This window comes from Streptomyces sp. ISL-1 (assembly GCF_018614585.1).
GTDB lineage: Bacteria > Actinomycetota > Actinomycetes > Streptomycetales > Streptomycetaceae > Streptomyces > Streptomyces maoxianensis.
Map to the genome: position 1 here is coordinate 200,038 of NZ_JAGGOI010000029.1, position 20,878 is coordinate 220,915.

Annotated in this window: 21 protein-coding genes and 1 pseudogene; 9 read left to right on the forward strand and 13 right to left on the reverse strand. The window is 70.3% G+C overall.

The window, feature by feature from the left end; all coding sequences use genetic code 11:
• Positions 1 to 21 precede the first annotated feature (21 nt).
• The 4 genes from J7E87_RS20615 to J7E87_RS20630 all read left to right on the forward strand — a co-directional run bounded on the left by J7E87_RS20615 (position 22) and on the right by J7E87_RS20630 (position 3,931).
• Positions 22 to 192 (forward strand): hypothetical protein, encoded by a 171-nt coding sequence (locus J7E87_RS20615; protein ID WP_215096061.1) that lies wholly within the window; start codon positions 22 to 24, stop codon positions 190 to 192.
• 93 nt (positions 193 to 285) lie between these two features.
• Entirely contained in the window at positions 286 to 717 is a 432-nt protein-coding gene (locus J7E87_RS20620; RefSeq protein ID WP_215095942.1) for a hypothetical protein, read from the forward strand.
• Positions 714 to 2,882 carry an NACHT domain-containing NTPase gene (locus J7E87_RS20625; protein ID WP_215095943.1) on the forward strand — a complete coding sequence of 723 codons (2,169 nt, stop codon included), beginning with the start codon at positions 714 to 716 and terminating at the stop codon, positions 2,880 to 2,882. The genes J7E87_RS20620 and J7E87_RS20625 overlap by 4 nt, the downstream gene beginning before the upstream one ends.
• Positions 2,882 to 3,931, forward strand: a complete 1,050-nt coding sequence (locus J7E87_RS20630) for a DUF6801 domain-containing protein (RefSeq protein WP_308312985.1) — start codon at positions 2,882 to 2,884, stop codon at positions 3,929 to 3,931. The genes J7E87_RS20625 and J7E87_RS20630 overlap by 1 nt, the downstream gene beginning before the upstream one ends.
• 9 nt (positions 3,932 to 3,940) lie before the next feature.
• On the opposite strand, the gene J7E87_RS20635 is transcribed toward J7E87_RS20630, so the two are convergent.
• The 3 genes from J7E87_RS20635 to J7E87_RS20645 all read right to left on the reverse strand — a co-directional run bounded on the left by J7E87_RS20635 (position 3,941) and on the right by J7E87_RS20645 (position 7,106).
• Positions 3,941 to 4,549, reverse strand: coding sequence for a putative immunity protein (locus J7E87_RS20635; RefSeq protein ID WP_251017715.1), 609 nt, complete (start codon positions 4,547 to 4,549; stop codon positions 3,941 to 3,943).
• A 186-nt stretch (positions 4,550 to 4,735) separates the two neighbouring features.
• Positions 4,736 to 5,983, reverse strand: a complete 1,248-nt coding sequence (locus J7E87_RS20640) for a pyroglutamyl peptidase (protein ID WP_215095945.1) — start codon at positions 5,981 to 5,983, stop codon at positions 4,736 to 4,738.
• A 205-nt stretch (positions 5,984 to 6,188) separates the two neighbouring features.
• The gene (locus J7E87_RS20645) at positions 6,189 to 7,106 is read right to left on the reverse strand and encodes an SGNH/GDSL hydrolase family protein (protein WP_215095946.1); all 918 of its coding nucleotides are present in this window, start codon (positions 7,104 to 7,106) and stop codon (positions 6,189 to 6,191) included.
• 261 nt (positions 7,107 to 7,367) lie between these two features.
• On the opposite strand from J7E87_RS20645, the gene J7E87_RS20650 reads away from it, so the two are divergent.
• Positions 7,368 to 7,862, forward strand: a complete 495-nt coding sequence (locus J7E87_RS20650; protein WP_215095947.1) for a DUF3145 domain-containing protein — start codon at positions 7,368 to 7,370, stop codon at positions 7,860 to 7,862.
• Between the two features lie 128 nt (positions 7,863 to 7,990).
• On the opposite strand, the gene fabF is transcribed toward J7E87_RS20650, so the two are convergent.
• From fabF to J7E87_RS20675, 5 genes are all read right to left on the reverse strand, one after another.
• Entirely contained in the window at positions 7,991 to 9,253 is a 1,263-nt protein-coding gene (gene fabF, locus J7E87_RS20655) for a beta-ketoacyl-ACP synthase II (RefSeq protein ID WP_215095948.1), read from the reverse strand.
• Positions 9,254 to 9,330: 77 nt separating this feature from the next.
• Positions 9,331 to 9,579 (reverse strand): acyl carrier protein, encoded by a 249-nt coding sequence (locus tag J7E87_RS20660; protein WP_078077492.1) that lies wholly within the window; start codon positions 9,577 to 9,579, stop codon positions 9,331 to 9,333.
• 54 nt (positions 9,580 to 9,633) lie between these two features.
• Positions 9,634 to 10,635, reverse strand: a complete 1,002-nt coding sequence (locus J7E87_RS20665; protein WP_215095949.1) for a ketoacyl-ACP synthase III — start codon at positions 10,633 to 10,635, stop codon at positions 9,634 to 9,636.
• A gap of 16 nt (positions 10,636 to 10,651) precedes the next feature.
• Positions 10,652 to 11,563, reverse strand: a complete 912-nt coding sequence (locus J7E87_RS20670) for an ACP S-malonyltransferase (RefSeq protein WP_215095950.1) — start codon at positions 11,561 to 11,563, stop codon at positions 10,652 to 10,654.
• Positions 11,564 to 11,652: 89 nt separating this feature from the next.
• The gene (locus J7E87_RS20675; protein ID WP_215095951.1) at positions 11,653 to 12,837 is read right to left on the reverse strand and encodes a CdaR family transcriptional regulator; all 1,185 of its coding nucleotides are present in this window, start codon (positions 12,835 to 12,837) and stop codon (positions 11,653 to 11,655) included.
• A 192-nt stretch (positions 12,838 to 13,029) separates the two neighbouring features.
• Between J7E87_RS20675 and J7E87_RS20680 the strand changes: the two genes are divergently transcribed.
• Positions 13,030 to 13,701, forward strand: a complete 672-nt coding sequence (locus J7E87_RS20680) for a pirin family protein (protein WP_215095952.1) — start codon at positions 13,030 to 13,032, stop codon at positions 13,699 to 13,701.
• A 55-nt stretch (positions 13,702 to 13,756) separates the two neighbouring features.
• Here the strand turns inward: J7E87_RS20680 and J7E87_RS20685 are convergent, their stop codons facing one another.
• Entirely contained in the window at positions 13,757 to 14,569 is an 813-nt protein-coding gene (locus J7E87_RS20685) for a serine hydrolase (RefSeq protein ID WP_215095953.1), read from the reverse strand.
• Between the two features lie 10 nt (positions 14,570 to 14,579).
• Positions 14,580 to 15,037, reverse strand: a pseudogene (locus J7E87_RS20690) (GNAT family N-acetyltransferase).
• Positions 15,038 to 15,124: 87 nt separating this feature from the next.
• On the opposite strand from J7E87_RS20690, the gene J7E87_RS20695 reads away from it, so the two are divergent.
• Positions 15,125 to 15,580 (forward strand): MerR family transcriptional regulator, encoded by a 456-nt coding sequence (locus J7E87_RS20695; RefSeq protein ID WP_215095954.1) that lies wholly within the window; start codon positions 15,125 to 15,127, stop codon positions 15,578 to 15,580.
• Between the two features lie 6 nt (positions 15,581 to 15,586).
• The gene (locus J7E87_RS20700) at positions 15,587 to 16,600 is read left to right on the forward strand and encodes an aldo/keto reductase (protein WP_215095955.1); all 1,014 of its coding nucleotides are present in this window, start codon (positions 15,587 to 15,589) and stop codon (positions 16,598 to 16,600) included.
• 99 nt (positions 16,601 to 16,699) lie between these two features.
• Here the strand turns inward: J7E87_RS20700 and J7E87_RS20705 are convergent, their stop codons facing one another.
• Together J7E87_RS20705 and J7E87_RS20710 are read right to left on the reverse strand one after the other, a co-directional pair.
• A complete protein-coding gene (locus J7E87_RS20705) occupies positions 16,700 to 17,569 on the reverse strand; it encodes a DUF4429 domain-containing protein (protein WP_215095956.1) in 870 nt (289 codons plus the stop codon).
• A 75-nt stretch (positions 17,570 to 17,644) separates the two neighbouring features.
• Complete coding sequence (locus J7E87_RS20710; RefSeq protein ID WP_215095957.1) at positions 17,645 to 18,856, reverse strand: alpha/beta hydrolase; 1,212 nt, start codon at positions 18,854 to 18,856, stop codon at positions 17,645 to 17,647.
• Between the two features lie 813 nt (positions 18,857 to 19,669).
• Between J7E87_RS20710 and J7E87_RS20715 the strand changes: the two genes are divergently transcribed.
• The gene (locus J7E87_RS20715; RefSeq protein ID WP_215095958.1) at positions 19,670 to 20,041 is read left to right on the forward strand and encodes a peptidase inhibitor family I36 protein; all 372 of its coding nucleotides are present in this window, start codon (positions 19,670 to 19,672) and stop codon (positions 20,039 to 20,041) included.
• Here the strand turns inward: J7E87_RS20715 and J7E87_RS20720 are convergent.
• Complete coding sequence (locus tag J7E87_RS20720; protein ID WP_374195199.1) at positions 20,022 to 20,858, reverse strand: potassium channel family protein; 837 nt, start codon at positions 20,856 to 20,858, stop codon at positions 20,022 to 20,024. The two genes, J7E87_RS20715 and J7E87_RS20720, sit on opposite strands and share 20 nt — an antisense overlap.
• Between the last annotated feature and the right edge of the window lie 20 nt (positions 20,859 to 20,878).

Sequence of the window (20,878 nt, forward strand, 5' to 3'; positions counted from 1 at the left end):
CGGCAGGGAGCCGTTGACCTGATGCTGTCCGGAGGGAAGGCGTTCGCGGAAGCGTCAGGCTTCCTGGACGCGTTCTACGGGTGTTTGTCCGCTGGGCGTGACGAACTGTTCGAGCTCACCGACGCGCTGTTGTGTGCGGACGGGCCGGTGTCGCCGGTGGATCTGACATCGCAACCGTCCGGGCGGATCTGACCTGGGATCAATTTCATGGCCGAACCGCTGACCGAAGGTGCTCACGTGGCTAGCATGAAACCTGGATTCGCTTGCGCGACGGGGGGAGCGCCTGTGCTCGAGATCGATACGCTGCTCGACCAGATCGTGCCGGCAGCCGAAGCGGCGGTCGTCGCCTACGGCGTGAGTGTGCTGACCAGGGCCCAGGACGAGACGGCAGGAGCGACCGTACGGCTGGGGCAACGGCTGCTCGCCAGGATCCTGAACCGCGGCGCCGACGCCGACGCCGACCCCGTTCGAGTCACCGTCACCAGCCTGGCGGACGCGGGCGCGGACCGCGACATGCTCGCCTTGCGGCGCGCCGAGTTGAGGATCGCGCTGCGGGAGGTGCTCAGGGACTCCCCAGGCCTGGCCGATGAGCTCTCGGCGATGCTGCCGGAGCGTCCCGCCGTCCAGGCCGATGCCGAGCGCAGCGTCGCCCTCGCCGGAAACAACTCCGGGATCATTTCCACCGGCGACGGTGCGAAGAACACCCTGCACCAGTGAGCGGCAGGCCCGGTCTGCAGAAGCCGGACCCCGCCGAGCACAAGCCTGACCGGTCGGGCGGCGACCGGTCGGTGCACGTGGACGGTGACAACCACGGCATCGTGAGCACCGGAGACAACGCGAACAATGTGCTCGTCCTTCCCGCAGCGCGCCCCGCCGAGAACTCGCTGGCCGGGAAGGCCAATGCGCTCGCGGACAGGGTCAGTGACTTCCTGACGCGTGAGGAGGAGCAGCAGCGATTATGGGATCCGGCCCTGCTGCCGGTGCGCTGTCGACCGGCACCTGAGACGTTGACCGGCCGCCGGAACAGCATTCTCGACGTCCCGGCCAAGGCGGCGGCCGCTCTGCCGCTGGACCTGACCGGTCGGCTGGAGAAGATCGCTGCTGTCTACGAGGGGACTAAGCGCGGCAGACTGATGGTGCTGGGCCGGGCGGGCTCGGGGAAGACCATCCTGATCCGGCGTTTCGCAAAGGCCTGGCTGGATGCTCGCAGTCCAACCGGCGAAGCGCCGGTACCGGTACCGGTGATCTTCAGTCTGGGATCGTGGAATCCCACCACCACTCCACTGCGGGACTGGCTGATCGACCGGCTGGAGCGGGACCACCCCTTTCTGGCCGGGGCCGGCCCCGACGGATCGACGTGGGCCGCCGCGCTGGTCGGTGCCGATCGCGTGCTGGCGATCCTGGACGGGTTCGACGAGATCGCCGACGGCCTGCACGAGGCCGCGCTGCTGGACCTCAGGGCCACCACCGTGCCGCTGCTGATGACGAGTCGCCGCGCCGAACTCGAAGCCGCGGTGGGGAAAGCCGCGCTCTTCGCCGCTATCGAACTGACCGATCTCACCCTCGACGACTCCTTCAACTACCTGCTGCACCCCACCGATACGGCCGCCTCCGACACGACCCCCTGCGACGGCACGGACACCACCACCCCCACCGGGTGGGAGTACGTCCTGAACAAGTTGCGCTGTCACCCCGACAAACCGGCGTGCGCCAATCTCGCCGCTGTGCTGACCACCCCTCTGATGGTCACACTCGCCCACGCTGTCTACAAATCCGGCCGCGATCCGGTGAAGCTGCTGGAAATGGAGGAGTTCAGCACCCGAGGAGCCCTTGAAGACCATCTCCTGGACAATTTCATCCCCACCGCCTACGCGCGCTTTCTCAGCAACCGCCCCGCCGCGAAACGCCGGCCCTGGCGCGCCGAACGCGCCCGTCACTGGCTCGGCTACCTCGCCACACACCTGAAACAACTCGACACACACGACATCGAATGGTGGCGACTGGGAACCGCCATGAGCCTCTCTTCGCGCATGCTCGTCTCAGGGGCCACGAGCGGGCTCGCGTCAGGGATCATGCTCGGACTCGTCTACGGGCTCACGAGCGAGCCCGGAGAGGCATCTCTCAACGTTCTTATGAACGTGCTGGGGATCGGGCTGACCTTCGGGCTCCTGCACGGATTCGGGTCAAAACTCAAGACCGGCGGCGCATTCGAACCGTCACGCATGCACATACGGATCCGCGGCGGGTCGAAGAGAGTGAAGGAGAGTTTCCTCCCCAGAATGCGGGGCGGCCTCGAGGGCGGGCTGGTCTTCGGGGTCGTGTTCGGGCTCGGAATAGCGGTCTATGCGGGTCTCCTGGCTTATCCCTGGACCGTGATCGCCTTGGCGTTCGGCAACTGGCTCGTGGCCGGGCTCGCGCTCGGACTGGCGGTCGGGCTCATACTCGCGCTCATGGCCGGGCTCGAGGCTCTCATCGAGCCGAAATCCTCGGTCAGCCCGTCGGACCTGTTGAACACGAACCGCAGGACCGTGCTCGCCCAAGTGCTCGCGGTCGGGCTAGCGATCGGGCTCGGGTTCGGGATCGTCGTCGCGCTCCTGAACGGGTTCGCACCCGGGGTCAGGAGCGGGCTCGCGGCCGGGCTCGTGGTCGGGCTCGGGGTCGGCACGTTGACCGCCTGGGGCCGGTGGGTGGTCCTGGTCCGCGTCTGGCTACCCCTGACAGGGCGGCTCCCGTGGGCGGTGAACGCCTTCCTGGACGACGCCTACCAACGAGGTGTGCTGCGCCAGGTCGGCGCGGTCTACCAGTTCCGCCACGCGCGGCTCCGGGATCGCCTGGCCGAGGTCTACGAGCAACACGAACAGTCGACGGCAGGTGGTCGCTAATGGGTGTCAGGCACCGCACGGCACGCAGCACAAGGACGTACGGGGCCAAAGTCGCCCTTGGAATCGCGGTGACCGTGACAGCCGCGGTCGCAATCGTGGGGGCGTCAGGCTCCCAAACCGCTTCCGGTGAACCGGTTTCGCTCACGCTGCAGTACACCTGCGCATTTTCGGGCCTCGGCAACCAGCCCGTGACGATGGAGCTCGAATCGGATATCCCGAATTCGATCAAAGTCGGCAAGGCCAGCCCGAAATCCGCCTTGGACGGAGTGGCGACGGTGAGTGCGAGCTTCACGCAGATGGCCGCCCTGGCCGGCGCGAAGACCATTGAGGGCTCGTTGGACGGGAACGCCACCGTGACCGCACCGCAGGGCAGCATGCCCCTGACCGTGCCCATGACGATCCCCAGGACCACCATCCCGGCGTCCGGTTCGTTCGACGTCACCGCCAAGGGCACCGCGCCCTCCCTCTCCTTCAGCCGACCGGGCAACGCGAAGGTCACCGTCGGCGACCTCACTCTGCACCTCACCCCGAAGGACGCAAACGGCAACACGACCGCCGTGGGCACGATCAACGCGCCCTGCGCACTGGACTCCGGGCAGAACACGGTCCTGCAGTCGCTCGTCATCACGGAGCCGGTGAAGGCAACGGCGACGACGACCGGCGAGGCCTCCTCGGGGACGACCGGCGGGAGCGGTTCCGGAGCGAGTGGCGGGACCGGTTCCGGAACCGGCGGCGGGACGACCACGGGCACGCGGCCCGGAGCAGGGTCCGGCCGTTCGACGTCGGGCACGTCAACTACGCCGAGTGCGTCAGCACACAGCTCGACCGGGTCCGCACCCCGCCCCCCGACCGCTTCGCAAGGAGCCCCGTCCGTCGATACGGCACAGGACGATGCGACCAGCGCCGCCGACGACAACACGGCCAATGACCTGGACCCCAAGAATCCGATCGTGCTGACGATGGGCGTCCTCGTCGCGGGCGGCGCCGCCGCCGTTGTCGGTTTCGGCTCACGGCTGAGGAAGCGCCACTCCGGCGGCGCAGACGACTGAGCTTGATCTTTAACTTGCGTCCGTCCGTTGCGGGTGCTCAGCTGCCTCGTTCACGGCGAACTCCTCACGCGTGCCCACGAATGCGGGGCGGCTGGGCGGAAGACGAAGGGCTGCGTCGAGCTGGTAGTAGAGCGCGTCCAGCCGACTACGACCAGGACTGCGAACCGGCATCCGCCGCACAAGCTCGCGAACTGCCGGCGAGGCGTGCTCGATCGCCCATCGGATCTCCTCGTCACCGACCCTGGCGTCATCGCCTGCCGCGAGCTCACGAGCGCGGGCCTCGTAAACCGCAGGCCCAAGGGCGTGCTTCGACTGGTGAGGAGTGGCCAATGGGTGGATGTAAGGGGTCGCCGCTGCGTAGCACGCGGCGCGGGCGGCGGCTGTGGCAGCCGGGTCGCCAACTTCGCGTGCGGCTGCGTGAGCCGCCCAGGCAAGAGAGCGCAGTCGCCCTGTCCGCTTCCCCTCGCGCACGAAGGCCCGGATGCCCTCGATCGCCTCGCGAGGACGGGTGTCGCAGGGAGCCTTCGCCTCGAACAGCGGGAGCACCCGCTCGACGCAATCGGCAGCCCAGAGGCCGAGAAGTCGGCGGTCTTCTTCGCTTATGGTCACCTTGTCCACCCGCACATCATGCCGGTTCGGGTGCTCCTGTCGCTGCCAGCCACACCTCTGACGGTGCCGGCCCGCCCCAGTGCGGACTCGCTGCGGGGGCGCCCCCAACATCCCCGAGGGGGTGCGGGAGGACGCCCCCACATCAAGGGCGGGCGGGTGGGGACGAGCCTCCGCCGCAGGCGGACCCCCGTTCCCTCAGCCCGACGTCTCCGCCGCCAAGCGGATGATCGCCCGCACCTGCCCGATGATGTCCACCCGGTTCCGCACGAACTCCGGGTCAGTTATCTCCGTCGTGTTCCCCGCCCCGAACTCCAGCACCGGCGTATGCACATGGCCCCCGGGAATCTCCAGCCCCAACCGGTCCCGCAGCAGCGTCGCCCGGTACGCGATCTCGTTCGAGAGGTAGTTGCCCCCGCCGCCCGCGCGCGCCGTCGAGCCGGGCGTCGGGCCCCCGGGGCTTACCACCGGCGTCGTACCGCCCGGCGGGATCTCCGTCACCGACGTGTTGTCGTACACCGGGAAGCGCCCCGTCTGTGCCGCCACGATCGCCTTGTACGGAAGCGACGTCGTCGTCCACTGCGGCTGTGACGCCGGATCGGCCACCGGCACCGTCTCCGTACGCGAGACGTTCTCGTTGTCCCCGAACCCGCCCCGCCACGCGCCGTTGAAGCGCTCGATGTCGATACGGCCCACCCGTCCCTGGCTCACCGTCGTGAACAGGTCGGCCTTCGGCAGCTGCGTACGCAACGTCCGCTCGACCGTGCCGTCCGCGAAGTCCTGCCAGCGGACGGGGAAGACGGCGGTCTCGATCCGGGCGGGACCGTCCGCCGTGCGTATCCAGGTGCCGTCCAGCGCCAGAGCCGCCGCCCCGGACGGATTGCTTATGCGGATGTCGCGGTCCAGCGTGAAGGGGTCGAAGCCCGTCATCACGATCCGCTTGAAACCCTTCCCCGCCGGGAGGTTCATCGAGTCCTGGCCGCGCGAGGAGCGCTCGAGGCGGTCGACGAGCCGCGCCCGTTCCGCGTCCGTGAGACCGAACTCCGGCTGCCACTGCCGCAGTTCGCGGGTCATCCCGAGCCGCGCCCAGTACAGCGGCCGGTCGTCGTCCCTGCTCAGATCGCCCCGCGCAGGACCGCGGCCCTGCGCCCGGTCCACCGCCCCGTCCCACAGCCGCGCGCCCTGTCGTGCGACGGCCCGCTCGGCCTGCCGGAAGGACCGAGTCCCCTCCAGCGCCTGCGCGAACTGCGGTGCCACCGTGTCGAACCCGCCGCGCCGCAGGATCTCCTGCGGCACGGCCTTGTCGAGCCGCTGCTCCTCGACAGTGAACGGCGAGGCAGGCGCCGGCGCAGGCGCCGTGTCGGCCGCGGCGAGCGGCGAGCCGGTGAGGGCGAGTGCGAGGAGGGCGACGCCAACTATGTCCAGGCGTACGCGTATTCGGGACACGAGAATCCTTCCGTCGGGTGGCGGAAGTATCGCGTTCAGGTTGCTCGCCTGGCTACGGCGTCACTCCCGCCGCCCCGGCCCCGGGAGCCGCACGCGCGTCACGGAGGAACCAGCGGCAGGACCGCACAGGCCGCCCAAGGCCGCGCCCGGAGAGGTATGGCGGACGAAGCGGCCCCAGGTCGCGGAGTCCGGGTCCAAGCCCGGTTCACGGCCGCGGCGCGCTCGCCGCCGTGACGTTGCGGTACGCGATCTCCGCGAGCCGCCCCTGACCGTCCTTGCTCGGGTGGAACCAGTCCCATCGGCTCAACTGCTTGCCGTTGAACCGGTAGTCGAAGACCGCCCCGCCGTCGTACCGGCAGCGCGGATCCTTCCCGCAGATGTCCTTGAGCACCTCGTTGTACGCCACGATCCGCTCATGCACGCGGTCCCGCCGCTGCTGCGCCTTCACGCTCACGTCCTCCGCGTCGCCCAGCATGGAGGCGCAGATGCCCAGCTTCCAGATCTGCCGGCCCAGCGGATCGCCGCGCCCGGTCGACCAGAGCCGCCTGAGATCCGGCACGCTCGACACGTACACCTGAGTCTTCGGCGCACTGCGCCGCAGCTGCCGCAGCGCCGCCCCGAAGGAACTCCGGAACCCCTCGACCGGAGTCATCCGCTCCGCCGTGTCCGCGCAGGCGTCGTTCGCGCCGACCATCACCGTCACCAGCTCGGGCTTCTTGGCCGCCGCCTGCGTCATCTGCTCGGCCAGGTCCTCGACATCGGCCCCGGAGCGGGCGAAGTTCCAACTGCGCTCCGAAACCGCGGGCTGCCCGATCAGCCGCAGCGCCAGGCTGCGCACGGTGGCGTCCGTACCGGTCGCCCAGGACACCTCGGGGCAGTCGGAGAGCACCACGCAGGCGTCGAAGCCACGGGTGATGGAGTCGCCGACGGCGGCGATGGAATCGGGGCTGCGGTTCCAGAGGGGGGTGGGGCTCGGGGAGGGCCGCCGCTTGGCGGGGGAGCCATTGCCTCGCGCATCCGACGCGGAGTCACATCCGGTCAGTGCACCGGCCGCGAGGAGGGCGGCTGCCGTCAGCGCTGCCGCCGCGCCGCGCGAACGGCGCCTCCGGCTCGTCTCCCGCATGCCCGGATCCCCTCCGTATCGCCGGTTCGTGACGTCCTGCCGAGTGAAAGCTTGGTGCGTACGGGCTCCCGGACCGACGGTACGTCACCTCTCGGCCACCTACTCACGGTAGCTTTTCCCCGTCGACCCAGAGGCATCGCGCCCATCGGCTCCGGTAAATTACATCACGTCACATACTGTCCCATTTGTGGAGTTTGACTCCCGATGCTGTTTACTGAGGCCGCTGGGAAAGCCGATCCTCGTCCCACACTGGAGGTCCCGGTGACGACACGTGGCGTTCTGTACGTTCACTCCGCGCCGCGCGCGCTGTGCCCGCACGTCGAATGGGCGGTGGCGGGCGTTCTTGGTGTGCGGGTCCAGCTCGACTGGATCCGCCAGCCCGCGTCCCCCGGCACCTGGAGAGCCGAGTTCTCCTGGCAGGGCGAGGCGGGCACGGCCTCCAAACTTGCCTCGGCGCTGCGCGGCTGGCGTCTGCTGCGCTTCGAGGTGACCGCCGAGCCCTGTCCCATGGCGGAGGGCGAGCGCTACAGCGCCACCCCCGGCCTCGGCATCTACCACGCCGTCACCGGGATCCACGGCGACATCCTGATCCCGGAGGACCGGCTGCGCGCCGCGCTGGCGCGCTCGGCGCAGGGTGAGACGGAACTCGAGGCCGAGATCGCGAAGCTGCTGGGCAAGCCGTGGGACGACGAACTGGAGCCGTTCCGGTACGCGGGGGAGGGCGCCCCGGTCCGCTGGCTCCACCAGGTCGTCTGACGGGCGTACGCGAAAGGACATACGCGAAAAGGACGTATGCGAAAGGACACACGCGAAGGACACACGAAAGGGCCCCCACCGCGCGGTGGGGGCCCTTTCGTGTGAATCCGGGAAACTCTGCCGCGGGCTCAGACGGTCCGGAACGCCAGGACCACGTTGTGGCCGCCGAAGCCGAACGAGTTGTTGATCGCCGCGATCGTGCCCTGCGGGAGCTCGCGCGGCTCGCCGCGCACGACGTCCGCGTCGACCTCCTCGTCGAGGTCGTCGACGTTGATGGTCGGCGGCGCTGTGCGGTGGTACAGCGCGAGCACGGTCGCGACCGTCTCGATGCCGCCCGCGCCGCCCAGCAGGTGGCCCGTCATCGACTTCGTGGCGGAGACGGCGACATGGTCGAGATCGTCGCCCAGGACCTTGCGCAGGGCCTTGATCTCGGCGATGTCGCCCTGCGGAGTCGACGTGGCGTGCGCGTTGAGGTGCACGACCTCGGACGGCTTGAGGTCCGTCGCGTCCAGCAGGTTCTGCATCGCGGTGGCGATGCCGCGGCCGGTCGGCTCGGGCTGCGCGATGTGGTGGCTGTCCGCGGACAGGCCCTGGCCCAGCACCTCGCAGTAGACCTTGGCGCCGCGCCGCGCGGCGTTCTCGGCGGACTCGAGGACGACGACGCCCGCGCCCTCACCGAGCACGAAGCCGTCACGGGCCTTGTCGTACGGGCGGGAAGCCTTCGCGGGTTCGTCGTTGTTCTTGGACATCGCCATCATGTTGGCGAATGCCGCGACGGGCAGCGGGTGGATAGCCGCCTCGGTGCCGCCCGCGACGACCACATCGGCACGGCCGGTGCGGATCATCTCGACGGCGTAGCCGATGGCCTCGGCGCCGGACGCGCAGGCGGAGACCGGAGTGTGCACGCCCGCCCGGGCGTTCACCTCGAGGCCGACGTTCGCGGACGGGCCGTTCGGCATCAGCATCGGAACGGTGTGCGGAGAGACGCGGCGTGCGCCCTTCTCCTTGAGCACGTCGTACTGATCGAGCAGCGTCGTCACGCCACCGATGCCGGAGGCGATGACCGCGCCCAGACGCTCGGGCAGGATCTTCTCGTCCTCGCCCGCGGGGGCGGTGTAGCCGGCGTCGGCCCAGGCCTCGCGCGCGGCGATCAGCGCGAACTGCGCCGAACGGTCCAGCTTGCGGGCCAGCGGGCGCGGCAGGACCTCGCTCGGGTCGACCGCCGCGGGCGCGGCGATCCGGACCGGGAGGTCGGCGAAGCGCTCTCCGTCGAGGGGCTTCACCCCGGAGCGCCCGGCGAGCAGACCCTCCCAGGTCGATGCGCTGTCGCCACCCAACGGTGTGGTTGCGCCGATACCGGTGACGACCACGGTGCGATTGGTCGAGCTCACAGGAATTCTTTCTCCACGTGTAGGGGGTGCTGAATTGTCACGGCGCCACCGTCAGGTGGCGACAAACGCGTTCAGGCTCAGGCCTGGTGCTTGGCGATGTAGTCCGCGGCGTCGCCGACGGTCTTGAGGTTCTTGACGTCGTCGTCCGGGATCTTGACGTCGAAGCGCTCTTCGGCGGCGACGACGACCTCGACCATGGACAGGGAGTCGACGTCAAGGTCGTCGGTGAAGGACTTGTCCAGCTGGACGTCCTCGACCGGGATGCCGGCGATCTCGTTGACGATCTCCGCGAGACCGGTGACGATCTCTTCCTGCGTGGCGGCCATGTGGCGCTCCTTCGGTTTGTATCAGAGGGTGTGGCGTCCGGAAGATCCGGTTGCTTAGGGGAGGGTAACGACCGTCGCGGCGTAGACGAGACCCGCCCCGAAGCCGATGACGAGCGCGGTGTCACCGCTCTTCGCCTGTCCGGTCGCCAGGAGCCGCTCCATGGCGAGCGGGATCGAGGCGGCCGAAGTGTTGCCGGTGGTCTCCACGTCGCGGGCGACCACGACGTGCTCCGGCAGCTTCAGAGTCTTCACCATCGAATCGATGATCCGCATATTGGCCTGGTGCGGAATGAAGACGTCCAGGTCGTCCGCGCTGATTCCGGCCGCGTCCAGCGCCTGCTGGGCGACCTTCGCCATCTCGAACACGGCCCAGCGGAAGACCGCCTGGCCCTCCTGCGTGATCGCCGGAAACTTCTCGACAGTGCCATTGCGGTAGTCGTCCCACGGCACGGTCTGCTTGATGGTGTCGGACTTGTCGCCCTCGGAACCCCATACGGTCGGGCCGATCTGCGGCTCCTTGGCGGGGCCCACGACGACCGCGCCCGCGCCGTCGCCGAACAGGAAGGCCGTCGCGCGGTCCTCAAGGTCGGTCAGATCGCTCAGCCGCTCGACCCCGATGACGAGTACGTACTCGGCGGAGCCCTCGACGACCATGCCCTTGGCGAGCGTCAGACCGTAGCCGAAGCCCGCGCAGCCCGCGGAGATGTCGAACGCGGCAGGCTTGATCGCGCCGATCTTGTCCGCGATCTCGGTGGCGACGGCCGGAGTCTGCTTGAAGTGCGAGACGGTCGAGACGATCACGCCGCCGATCTGCTGCGGGGAGATCCCGGAGTCGGCGATCGCCTTGCCGGCCGCCTCGACGGACATCGCGCACACGGTCTCCTCGGGGGAGGCCCAGTGGCGCGTCGCGATGCCCGAGCGGGAGCGGATCCACTCGTCGGAGGAGTCGATCGTCTCGAGGATCACCTCGTTGGGCACAACCCGGACGGGGCGGTAGCCGCCGACACCCATGATGCGTGCGTACGGGGCGCCCTGGCTGGGCTTGATCTTCGACATGCTCTACGGCTCCTTGTCAGGAAGAGTGCTCGGCGACGAGCGTGCGGGCCGCGTCGAGGTCGTCGGGGGTCTTGAGCGCGAGCGTCTGCACGCCCGGCAGGGCGCGCTTGGCGAGGCCGGTGAGCGTGCCGCCGGGGCAGACCTCGATCAGAGCGGTGACGCCCTGCTCCTTGAAGGTCTCCATGCACAGGTCCCAGCGGACCGGGTTGGCGACCTGGCCGACCAGCCGGGCGATGACCTCGTTGCCGGTGGAGACGACGCGGCCGTCCTTGTTCGAGATGTACGGCACGACCGGGTCGGAGACCGTGAGGTCCGCGGCGGTTTCCTGGAGAGTCGCCACCGCGGGCGCCATGTGGTGCGTGTGGAACGCGCCGGCCACCTTCAGAGCGATCACGCGCGCCTTCTCCGGCTTGTTCTCGGCCAGCGCGGCGAGTTGCTCGGCGGTGCCGGCGGCGACGATCTGACCGGCGCCGTTCACATTCGCCGGGGTCAGACCGAGCTTTTCGAGATGGGCGACGACCTGCTCGGGGTCGCCGCCGAGGACGGCCGACATACCGGTCTCGGTGACCGAGGCGGCCTCGGCCATCGCCAGTCCGCGCGTACGTACGAAATCGAGCGCGGCTTCGTCGTCGAAAACACCTGCGAACACGGCCGCGGTGATCTCACCGACGCTGTGGCCCGCGACGGCGCCGGGCCGCACGGCACCCAGCGCGTCGGCCGACAGCAGGCCGGCGGCAACCAGCAGCGGCTGTGCAACGGCGGTGTCGCGGATCTCGTCCGCGTCGGCCTTCGTGCCGTAGTGGGCAAGGTCGAGCCCGATCGCGTCGGACCAGGCCGCGATGCGGTCGGCGGCGCCGGGGAGGTCGAGCCAGGGAGTCAGGAAGCCGGGCGTCTGAGCGCCTTGGCCGGGAGCGACGAGTACGAGCACCCTCACACTCTCTCTTGAGGACGGCTCGAACCGCCCGTGAGGACAGGGACCAAGAACCGTCAGGGGAATTGTTGGTGTTCAACAAAAGCCTAGGACTGCGTGTCCCCGTCGGCCAGACGCCCCAGGATCAGCGCGATTCGCAAAGTGAACGCCGAGCGTACATCGGAGGGTGACCAACCGGTGACGTCGGTCACACGTCGAAGCCGGTAGCGCACGGTGTTGGGGTGGACGAAAAGCATCCGGGCGGCGCCTTCGAGGCTGCTCGCCTGCTCCAGATAGACGCTCAGTGTTTCCAGCAGCGCCGACCCCGCTTCTTCCAGCGGTCTGTAGATCTCCTCCACCAATTGCTCACGCGCCGCAGGGTCCGACGCGATCGCGCGCTCCGGCAGCAGATCGTCCGCGAGGACCGGGCGTGGTGCGTCCTGCCAGGCCGAGCCCGCCTTGAGCCCGGCGGCCGCGGCCTGCGCCGACCTGGTCGCGGCGAGCAGGTCGGGGACGACGGGGCCCGCGACCACGGGTCCGGCCGCGTATGGCCCGATCAGCGCCTTGGCGACCTGTAGCGGGTTGTCGCTGCCGCCCGCGACGACGACGAGCCGGTCGCCGAGAACTCCGGTGAGGACCTGGAGCTTGGCGTGCCGGGCGGCCCGGCGGATCGCCTCGACGGTCAGCTCGCTGTCCCCGTCGGGCGCGGTGCCGAGGATGACGCAGACATGCTCCGGCGAATTCCAGCCGAGCGCGGCGGCGCGGGAGACCGCGCCCTCGTCGGCCTCGCCGGACAGTACGGCGTTCACGACGAGGGATTCCAGGCGGGCGTCCCAGGCGCCGCGTGCCTCGGCGGCCTGGGCGTACACCTGGGCGGTCGCGAAGGCGATCTCGCGTGCGTAGACGAGCAGCGCCTCGCGCAGCACGGACTCGTCGCCGGGGGCGGCGACTTCCTCGATCGCCGATTCCATGACCTCGATGGTGGTACGCACCATCTCGACGGTCTGGCGCAGGGTGATCGCCCGGGTCAGCTCGCGCGGAGCCGTACCGAAGACATCGGTCGAGATCGCCTGCGGGGTCTCCGGATGCCGGAACCACTCGGTGAACGCGGCGATGCCGGCCTGGGCGACCAGGCCGATCCACGACCGGTTCTCCGGGGGCATCGCCCGGTACCAGGGCAGCGTCTCGTCCATGCGCGCGATGGCGTTCGCGGCGAGCCGGCCGGAGGACTGCTCCAGACGGCGCAGGGTCGCGGGATGCGGGTGGGGGACGTTCGCTGCAGGTTCGGGCACGGGACAAGACTGCCTTATCGGGACGGGCTCACGGTGTGGCGGGTCCTTCCTTCTTCGTGCCGCCCCCGCATCTCCGTCGTTCCGCCCCCGCATCGCCCGGCGCCCGGGGCGCCTCGCGAGCTTCGGGCGCCCGCGTCGGACTCCGTCGGCGCGGGCGCCCGGCAGGCGCCCGCGCAGGTCTACCGTGGACCCGTGATTGACGTACGGCGCTCCGCCGACCGCTTCCGCGGCGGCGACCCCGCCTCGGGCATCGAGTCCCTGCACGCCTTCTCCTTCGGGCGTCATTACGACCCCGACAACCTCCGCTTCGGCGCGATCCTCGCCTGCAACGAGGAACGTCTCGAGCCCGGCGCGGGTTTCGACGAGCACCCGCACAGCCACACCGAGATCGTCACCTGGGTCGTCGAGGGCGAGCTCACCCACCGCGACTCGGCGGGCCACGCGACAGTGGTCGGGCCCGGTGACGTCCAGCGGCTCAGCTCGGCGGGCGGGGTGCGGCACGTGGAGCGCAACGACGGGGACGCGCCGCTGGTCTTCGTGCAGATGTGGCTCGAACCGCTGTCACCGGGCGGCGACCCTTCGTACGAGATCGTGCGCGGCATCGCGGACTCGACGCCGTACGCGCTGCCCGAGGCGGGCGCGATGCTCCACGTCCGCCGCCTCACCCCGGGCGAACGCACGGCGGTCCCGGACGCTGCGGCTGTGTACGTCCATGTGGTGAGGGGCGAAGTGCGGCTGGGGGACGCGGAGTTGGGGCCGGGTGATTCGGTACGGATCGTGGACGCGGAGGGCTTGGAGCTGGCGGCGGGAGCGGGTCCGGCCGAGGCGCTCATGTGGGAGCAGTCCAACCCGCCCGGCGTTTGAGGACGGGGGGCTGTTGAGGCAGGGGCGCAGGGGGCTAGCCCTGGGGGCGCCCGCCTCAGCGCAGTTCGGCGAGCACCGCATCGGTGAACGGCGGCCACGCCTCGATGGCCCACTGACCGAAGGCCCGGTCCGTGAGCGCCACGCACGCCGACCCCGCCGAAGGGTCGATCCACAGGAACGTGCCCGACTGGCCGAAGTGCCCGAAGGTGCGCGGCGAGGACGAACTACCCGTCCAGTGAGGGGACTTGGCGTCCCGGATCTCGAAGCCGAGTCCCCAGTCGTTGGGCTTCTGGTGCCCGTAGCCGGGGAGGATCCCGGACAGCCCCGGGTGCACGACCGTCATCGCCTCGAGCACCGTGCGGGCGTCGAGCAGACGCGGGGCCTGCACCTCCGCCGCGAAGCGGACCAGGTCGTCGACCGTCGAGACGCCGTCCTTCGCCGGCGAGCCGTCCAGGGTGGTCGCCGCCATGCCCAGCGGCTCGAGCACCGCCTGGTGCAGATACTCCGCGAACGGGATCTCCGTTGCCTTGGCGATGTGGTCGGCGAGCACCTCGAAGCCCGCGTTGGAGTACAGCCGGCGGGTGCCGGGCGGGGCCGTCACGCGGTGCTCGTCGAAGGCCAGGCCCGAGGTGTGGGCGAGCAGATGACGGACCGTCGAGCCCCCGGGGCCCGCCGGCTCGTCGAGTTCGACCGCCCCCTCCTCGTACGCCACGAGCGCCGCGTACGCCGTGAGCGGCTTGGTGACGGAGGCGAGCGGGAAGCGGTGCGAGGTGGGGCCGTACGAACCTGCGACCGTGCCGTCCGCTCGTACGACGGCGGCCGCCGCGGTCGTTGTCGGCCAGTTCTCGATCATCGCCAGGCTCTGCATGTGTACGAGCCTAAAGGGTCAGTCTCATCGCGGGATCGGGGGTGCGGACGAAGCCGAGCGAGGTGTACAGCGGCTCGCGGACGAGGCGCGCAGGTCGATCTTGGGGACGCCGCGCTCGCGGAACCAGGCCAGCAGCGCCTCCATGCAGGCGCGGGAACAGCCGCGGCGCCGCATGTCCGGGTCGGTGGCCACGCTGAACACATAGCCGGAGGTGCCGCGCGGGTTGCCGGGGCCGCCGAGCCGGTATTCGATCGTGCCGACCGCGCAGGCCGCGAGACCCCCGGGGCGCTCGACGACGAACGCGGTCAGGTCGCCGGCCGGGTCTGCGAGCTTCTTGCGCAGCGTGTCGACGGCGGCGGGCTGCCAGCTGACGTCGGGATTCGGCCCGAGATGCGAGTCGTGCATGACCTTGCGGAGGCGGACCAGCTCTTCGGCGTCCTGTGGAGTGGCGCGGCGGGCGAGGCTCATGCCACCGCAGGCTATTGGGGGGCGTACGAAAACTGCCATCGGTTTCTGCTTGCTTGGAGTGCACTCCAAGGTTCTAGCGTTGAGGGCATGACGCTGATCGAGACCAAGGCGGACCGGACGGACATCTGCGCCACTGTGCCCCGCGCGCATCCCCGCCCCGAGGGGCAGGACCGCTACACGATCAGCGAGGTCGTCGCCTTCACCGGCCTCACCGCGCACACCCTGCGCTGGTACGAGCGGATCGGGCTGATGCCGCACGTCGACCGGTCGCACACCGGACAGCGGCGCTTCACCAACCGCGACCTGGACTGGCTCGCATTCGTCGGCAAGCTGCGGCTGACCGGGATGCCGGTCGCGGACATGGTCCGCTACGCCGAGCTGGTGCGGGAGGGCGAGCACACCTTCGAGGCACGGCAGGAGCTGCTGGAGCAGACGCGGCGCGACGTTCGGTCGCGAATCGCGGAGCTCCAGGACACGCTCGCCGTGCTGGACCACAAGATCGGCTTTTACGCGGACGCCCGGCGGGCGTCGGAGAGGCTCTGAAACCTGATGAGCAACAGCAAGATCGCACAAGTACGGCTCGGGAGCGGCGGACCGCTGGTCGGCGTGCAGGGCCTTGGCTGCATGGGCATGAGCGAGTTCTACGGAGAGACCGACCCGGCGGCCGCCCGGGACACCCTGGAGGCGGCGCTGGAGGCGGGCGTCACGCTGTTCGACACCGCGGACGTGTACGGACGCGGGGCGAACGAGGAGTTCCTCGCGCCCTTCGTCGGGGCGCACCGCGACGAGATCACGCTGGCCACGAAGTTCGCCATAGAGCGGACCGACGACCCGCACTACCGGGGCATCCGCAACGACGGCGCGTACATCCGGCAGGCCGTCGAGGACAGCCTGCGGCGGCTGAAGACCGACGTCATCGACCTCTACTACATGCACCGCCGCGACCCGGCCGTGCCGTTCGCCGAATCCGTCGGCGCGATGGCCGAACTGGTCGAGCAGGGCAAGGTCAGGCACCTCGGGCTGAGCGAGGTCACCGGCGCGGAACTGCGCGAGGCGCACGCCGTGCACCCGATCACCGCGCTGCAGTCGGAGTGGTCGCTGTTCAGCCGGGACGTGGAACGCAGCGCGGTGGGCGCGGCGGCGGAACTCGGCGTCGCCTTCGTGCCGTACTCGCCGCTCGGCCGGGGCTTTTTGACCGGCGCCTTCACGGACGCCGGCAAGGACCTGTCGGACGACGACTTCCGCCAGTACCAGCCGCGCTTCACCGGCGACAACGCCAGGACCAACGCGGCGCTGCTGGAACCGGTCCACAAGATCGCGGCGGCACACGGGGCGACACCCGCGCAGGTCGCCCTCGCCTGGGTGCAGCAGCGGGCCGATGTGCACTCGCTCCCCGTGGTCCCGATCCCCGGCACCCGCAAGACCAGCCGGCTGGTCGAGAACATCGGCGCGACCCGGCTGACGCTGACCGCCGACGAGCTGGCGGTGCTGGAGCCGATCGCCGGGCAGGTGGCGGGGGACAGGTACCCGGACATGTCGTCGACCTCGGCGGCCCGCGAGTAGCCGTAGGCCTGGACGCGGGCCCGAGGGCGAAGACGGCGGTGACACCGGGGAGGGACCGGCCAAGGGGGCAACGCCCCGCCGGTCCTCCCCGGACGCCCCTCACAGCTCCGCGAGCAGCTCCGCCTTCTTCGTGCTGTACTCCTGGTCCGTGACCAGGCCCGCCTGGTGCAGCTCCCCGAGGTGGCGTATCCGCTCGGCGATGTCGGCCGGGTCGCGCCGCCCCGCCCGCAGCGCCGGTACAGGGACCGAGTCGGCGTTCTGTACGGATTCGAGCACCGCGGCCGCGAACGGCAGCGACTCGTGCACCGGCCCGTACCTCAGCCCGAACAGCACCGCGGCCGGGTCCCGGTCCACCTGCGCGGGCCTCGCCCCCTCGTCGCCGGGTTCGTCGCCGCGCCGCAGCAGCCGCAGATACCCGTCGAACGCCTCCGGCGAGCGCCACTCGACCCCGCTCAGCTCCCCGACCGGGAAACTCTGGTCGCCCGCCCTCCACTTGGCGGACGACGCGCCCGTCCAGGACCAGCGGAAGGCGACGTTCGAGCCGTCGAAAGAGGCCTTTCCGTCGTATGCCTTGAAGCCCAGCGGGGCCTCGGGCGCGGCGACGGCGTACCGCTCGGCGGGCTTGTCCGCGTCCGCGGGTAGCAGCCCCCGCAGTTCGTCGGCGTAGTACTCGGCGAGCGTCTCCCGCTCGGCCGGCAGCACAAGGCGGTACGGGTCGCAGCCCTCCTTCAACTGCCCGGCCGCGGCCTCCATCAGCGGATCCGCGCCAGGTCTTGGCACGGCGTGCAGCACCACCGTGCCGCGTTTGCCCGGGGAGAGTGTCACCGACCCCAACGCCTCGTGGGGGATACGGCGTTCGCGAAGCGTCTGGAACAGCTTCGGCGTGCGAAGTCCCCGTTCGAAGCGGATGAGCACGGAGTCGGTCTCGAACTCCCAGGTGGCTTGAATTCCGGCAAGCACATCACCCATACGCCTCATCGTAGGCGGCGTGCGCCCGCGCGTCTCCCATCGGTGCGCGGCCCGTTCCACGACGCTCTACGCGCGTCAGGCCACCTCGTCGCCGTAAATATCACTGCGGCATGTGTCGTCTTCGCTCGCGCAGCTCACGCTGCTGTACGAACCGACGCCTATTTCCGCGAAGTTGGTGACGCTCTCCGTACCGGGCTCGAAATAGCCTGCGTGGCCGATCGCTCCGGCCGCGGACAGCACCCGGGCGCCGAACGCCGGTGTCACCGGGTCCTCGCCGTGCCCGAGGCCGCCGACTTCGAGATGGGGTACGCCCTGGATCCAGTCGTCGCTGTCCCGCATCGCCCAGACCCGGGCGTGCGAGTGCAGTCCGGCGACGTTCTGGGCGCGCATGCCGGGGCTGCCGGCCACCGCTATGTCGTCCACCCGGTCGGGCAGTTGGCGGGCCGCGACGCCGCAGACGACGGAGCCGTAGCTGTGGCAGAACAGCGCGACCCTGGAGTCGCCGGGCAGCGCGTTCGCAAGCGCGGTCAGCCGGATCGCGCCGCTCGCGGCGAGGCGGCCGATGGCCGAGTCCATGCCGACGCCGACGGGTGCGGTGTAGTCGGCCCAGGCGATGACGGCGGTACGCGTACCAGGTGATGCGGCCCGCTGGGCGGCGTACAGCGACTGCGCCATGCCGACCGGCGCGGCGTACTTGCGGGTCGTCTTCTGGAAGGTGAGCAGATTGGTGTCGACGCCGGGGACGATCACCGAGACGCGCTGGGCGTGGTCGAGGTCGCCGAACACCTCGGCGACCTTGCCGGACCCGGAGGGGTCGAAGGCGAGGATCTGCCGGTCGGTGCTCATCAGCGCCTTGAAGCGCTGCATACGACGGACGGCGTCGCGGTGGCCGTCCGCGGTGAGATTGGGGTCGTTCACGCGCTTGTGCTCGAGCGCGTGCGAGTGCGCGAGAGCGGTGCGGTTGGCGCGGTAGCGCAGGGTGACCGGGGCGCCGTTGAGATTGCCGACGACGAGCGGGTACCGGTCGGCGAGTCGGGCCCGCTGGGCGCTGCCGAGCGAGCCGAAGAAGGCGGCCAGCCGATGAGGCGCCGAATCGGCCTCGGGCAGCGCCCGCGCTCCGATCCGGCCCTTGGTCCAGCCGGTGAGTTCGGCCTGGAGAGCGTTACCGGGACCGCTCTGATGTCGTACGGCGGTCCAGCCGGTGGTCGCCAGCATGATGAACACGACCGCGAGGGCGAGGAGGGCGCGCCAAGCGGTCAAGGTGGGGGAGGAGTCGAAGGAAGTCACTGCGGGACACCCTAGGAGACGTGTGAGGGCGCTCGCGAAGACCGTGAGAGAGATCACGTGTTCCTGGGTGGAATGGGGGTAAGGCCGTCACATTCCGTGCTCGTTGGGGGTACGCTCCGCCGCGGCGCGGCGATGCGGCCCGAGACGGCTCGGCCGCACCTGGGTGCGGCCGGGGTGCGGCCGCGAGCGGGCTGCCCGGACCCGCGTCCGGGTTGCGTTCCGCGTCCGCAGGCCGGCCCGGCTTGCGACCGGCCAGAGCCCCGGCGGGAGCTGTCGCGGCCCACGTCCGCCGTCGGGACCTGCGACCGGACCCGGAACCGCCGTCCGGACCGCCGTCCGGGCCTTCGTCCGCCGCCCGGGCGGTCTGCGACCGGACCCGGTCCGCGGCGGGAGCCGCCGGCACCCGGGACCACAGCCCGGGTCTGTCGCAGGGCGGGCCGACGGGCGCGCCCCCCGGGACCCCGGCGGCGACCAGGCAGGCCAGGTGTTCATTGCCCTGCTGACTGCCCTGCTGACCAAGCGGGGCACGAACGCCGATCCGGGTGCGGGCGCGGTCCGTATCCGACGCCCGCGTCCGAAGCCCGTATCCGACGCCCACGCCTGACGCTCGCGTCCGATGCTCAGATCTGACGTCCCACTGATGTCGGACTGACGTCAACTTCGTGCGTAGGACAGCCCCGCCGGGTTCGTCCGGAGGGGCTGTCACCTATCCGGGTGATGTATGCCGCGCCCCCTTCCCCGCCCCGCCCGCCGCAGGTCAGGGTGCGGTCAAGTGATCAGCAAGTGATCAGTACGACACGGGGGTTGACCGATATGCGCAAGATCGTCATGGCCGGAGTCACGGCCGGAGTCCTGGCCGCGGCAGTACTGGCGCCGCAGACGGCGACCGCCTCGCAGCCCCGCCTCGGGGAGTGCGCGGCGGGCGAGTTCTGTCTCTGGGAGAAGGGGAACTTCAAGGGCGTCCGCCAGGCCCATGAACTGTCCGGCACGGACATCGACAGCTGCGTGCCGCTGCCGCCGGGCACCACCGCACAGGCGCTCGCCAACCGGACCGGGCGGCCCGTCACCACGTACCAGTCGGCGGAGTGCGAGGAGACGGGTGAGTTCGAGACCTACCCGGGCGGAGGCACCTGGGTGCCCCAATCCCCGTACGGGGTAAGGGCGTTCAAGATCGCGGAGAGCTGAGGGGGGAGCCAGGGGAGGGCTGGCCGACGGGCTGCTCGGGCACCGGGCCCTGCGCCGCCGCCACGGGAGCGGAGACTCCGGCCACCGCTCCCGTGAGCCGCCCGACCTCCGCCCGCAGGGCCCGGACCTCCTGCGTGAGGGCTTCGAGGAGCGCCGTCTGCCGGCGCTCCTCGGCGTCGTCACGCTCGAAGCGGGAGATGAACCACGCCGCGATATTGGCGGTGACGACACCGAGCAGCGCGATCCCCGAGAGCATCAGCCCGACCGCGAGCACCCGCCCGAGTCCCGTCGTCGGCGCGTGATCGCCGTATCCGACCGTCGTCATCGTCGTGAACGACCACCACACCGCGTCACCCAGCGTCTTGATGTTCCCGCCGGGCGCGTCCCGCTCCACATGCAGCACGGCCAGCGAGCCGAACATCATCAGCCCCACCACCGCGCCCCCGACATACGTCGTCAGCGTGACCTGCGGCGCCATCCTGGCCCGCCGGCCCACCAGCAGCAGCGTGGAGACGACCCGCAGCAGCCGCAGCGGCTGCACCAGCGGCAGCAGGACCGCGAGAAGGTCCAGCGGATGGCTGCGTACGAACAGCCGCTTGCCCGGCGCCAGCGCCAGCCGTACGAGGTAGTCGAGGGCGAACGCGCCCCACACCGTCCATTCGGTGACCGTGCACAGGGTGTGGACCCAGGGGTCCGCGTCCGGCGCGACGATGGGCACGGCGTACCCGACGGCGAACGCCACGGCAAGCACCAGCAGGGGGTTTTGCATGCGCTGTTCCCACCGGACCTGCGCTGTTCGCTGCTTCATGCAACGCATCGTAAAGAAGCCGAAGGGCG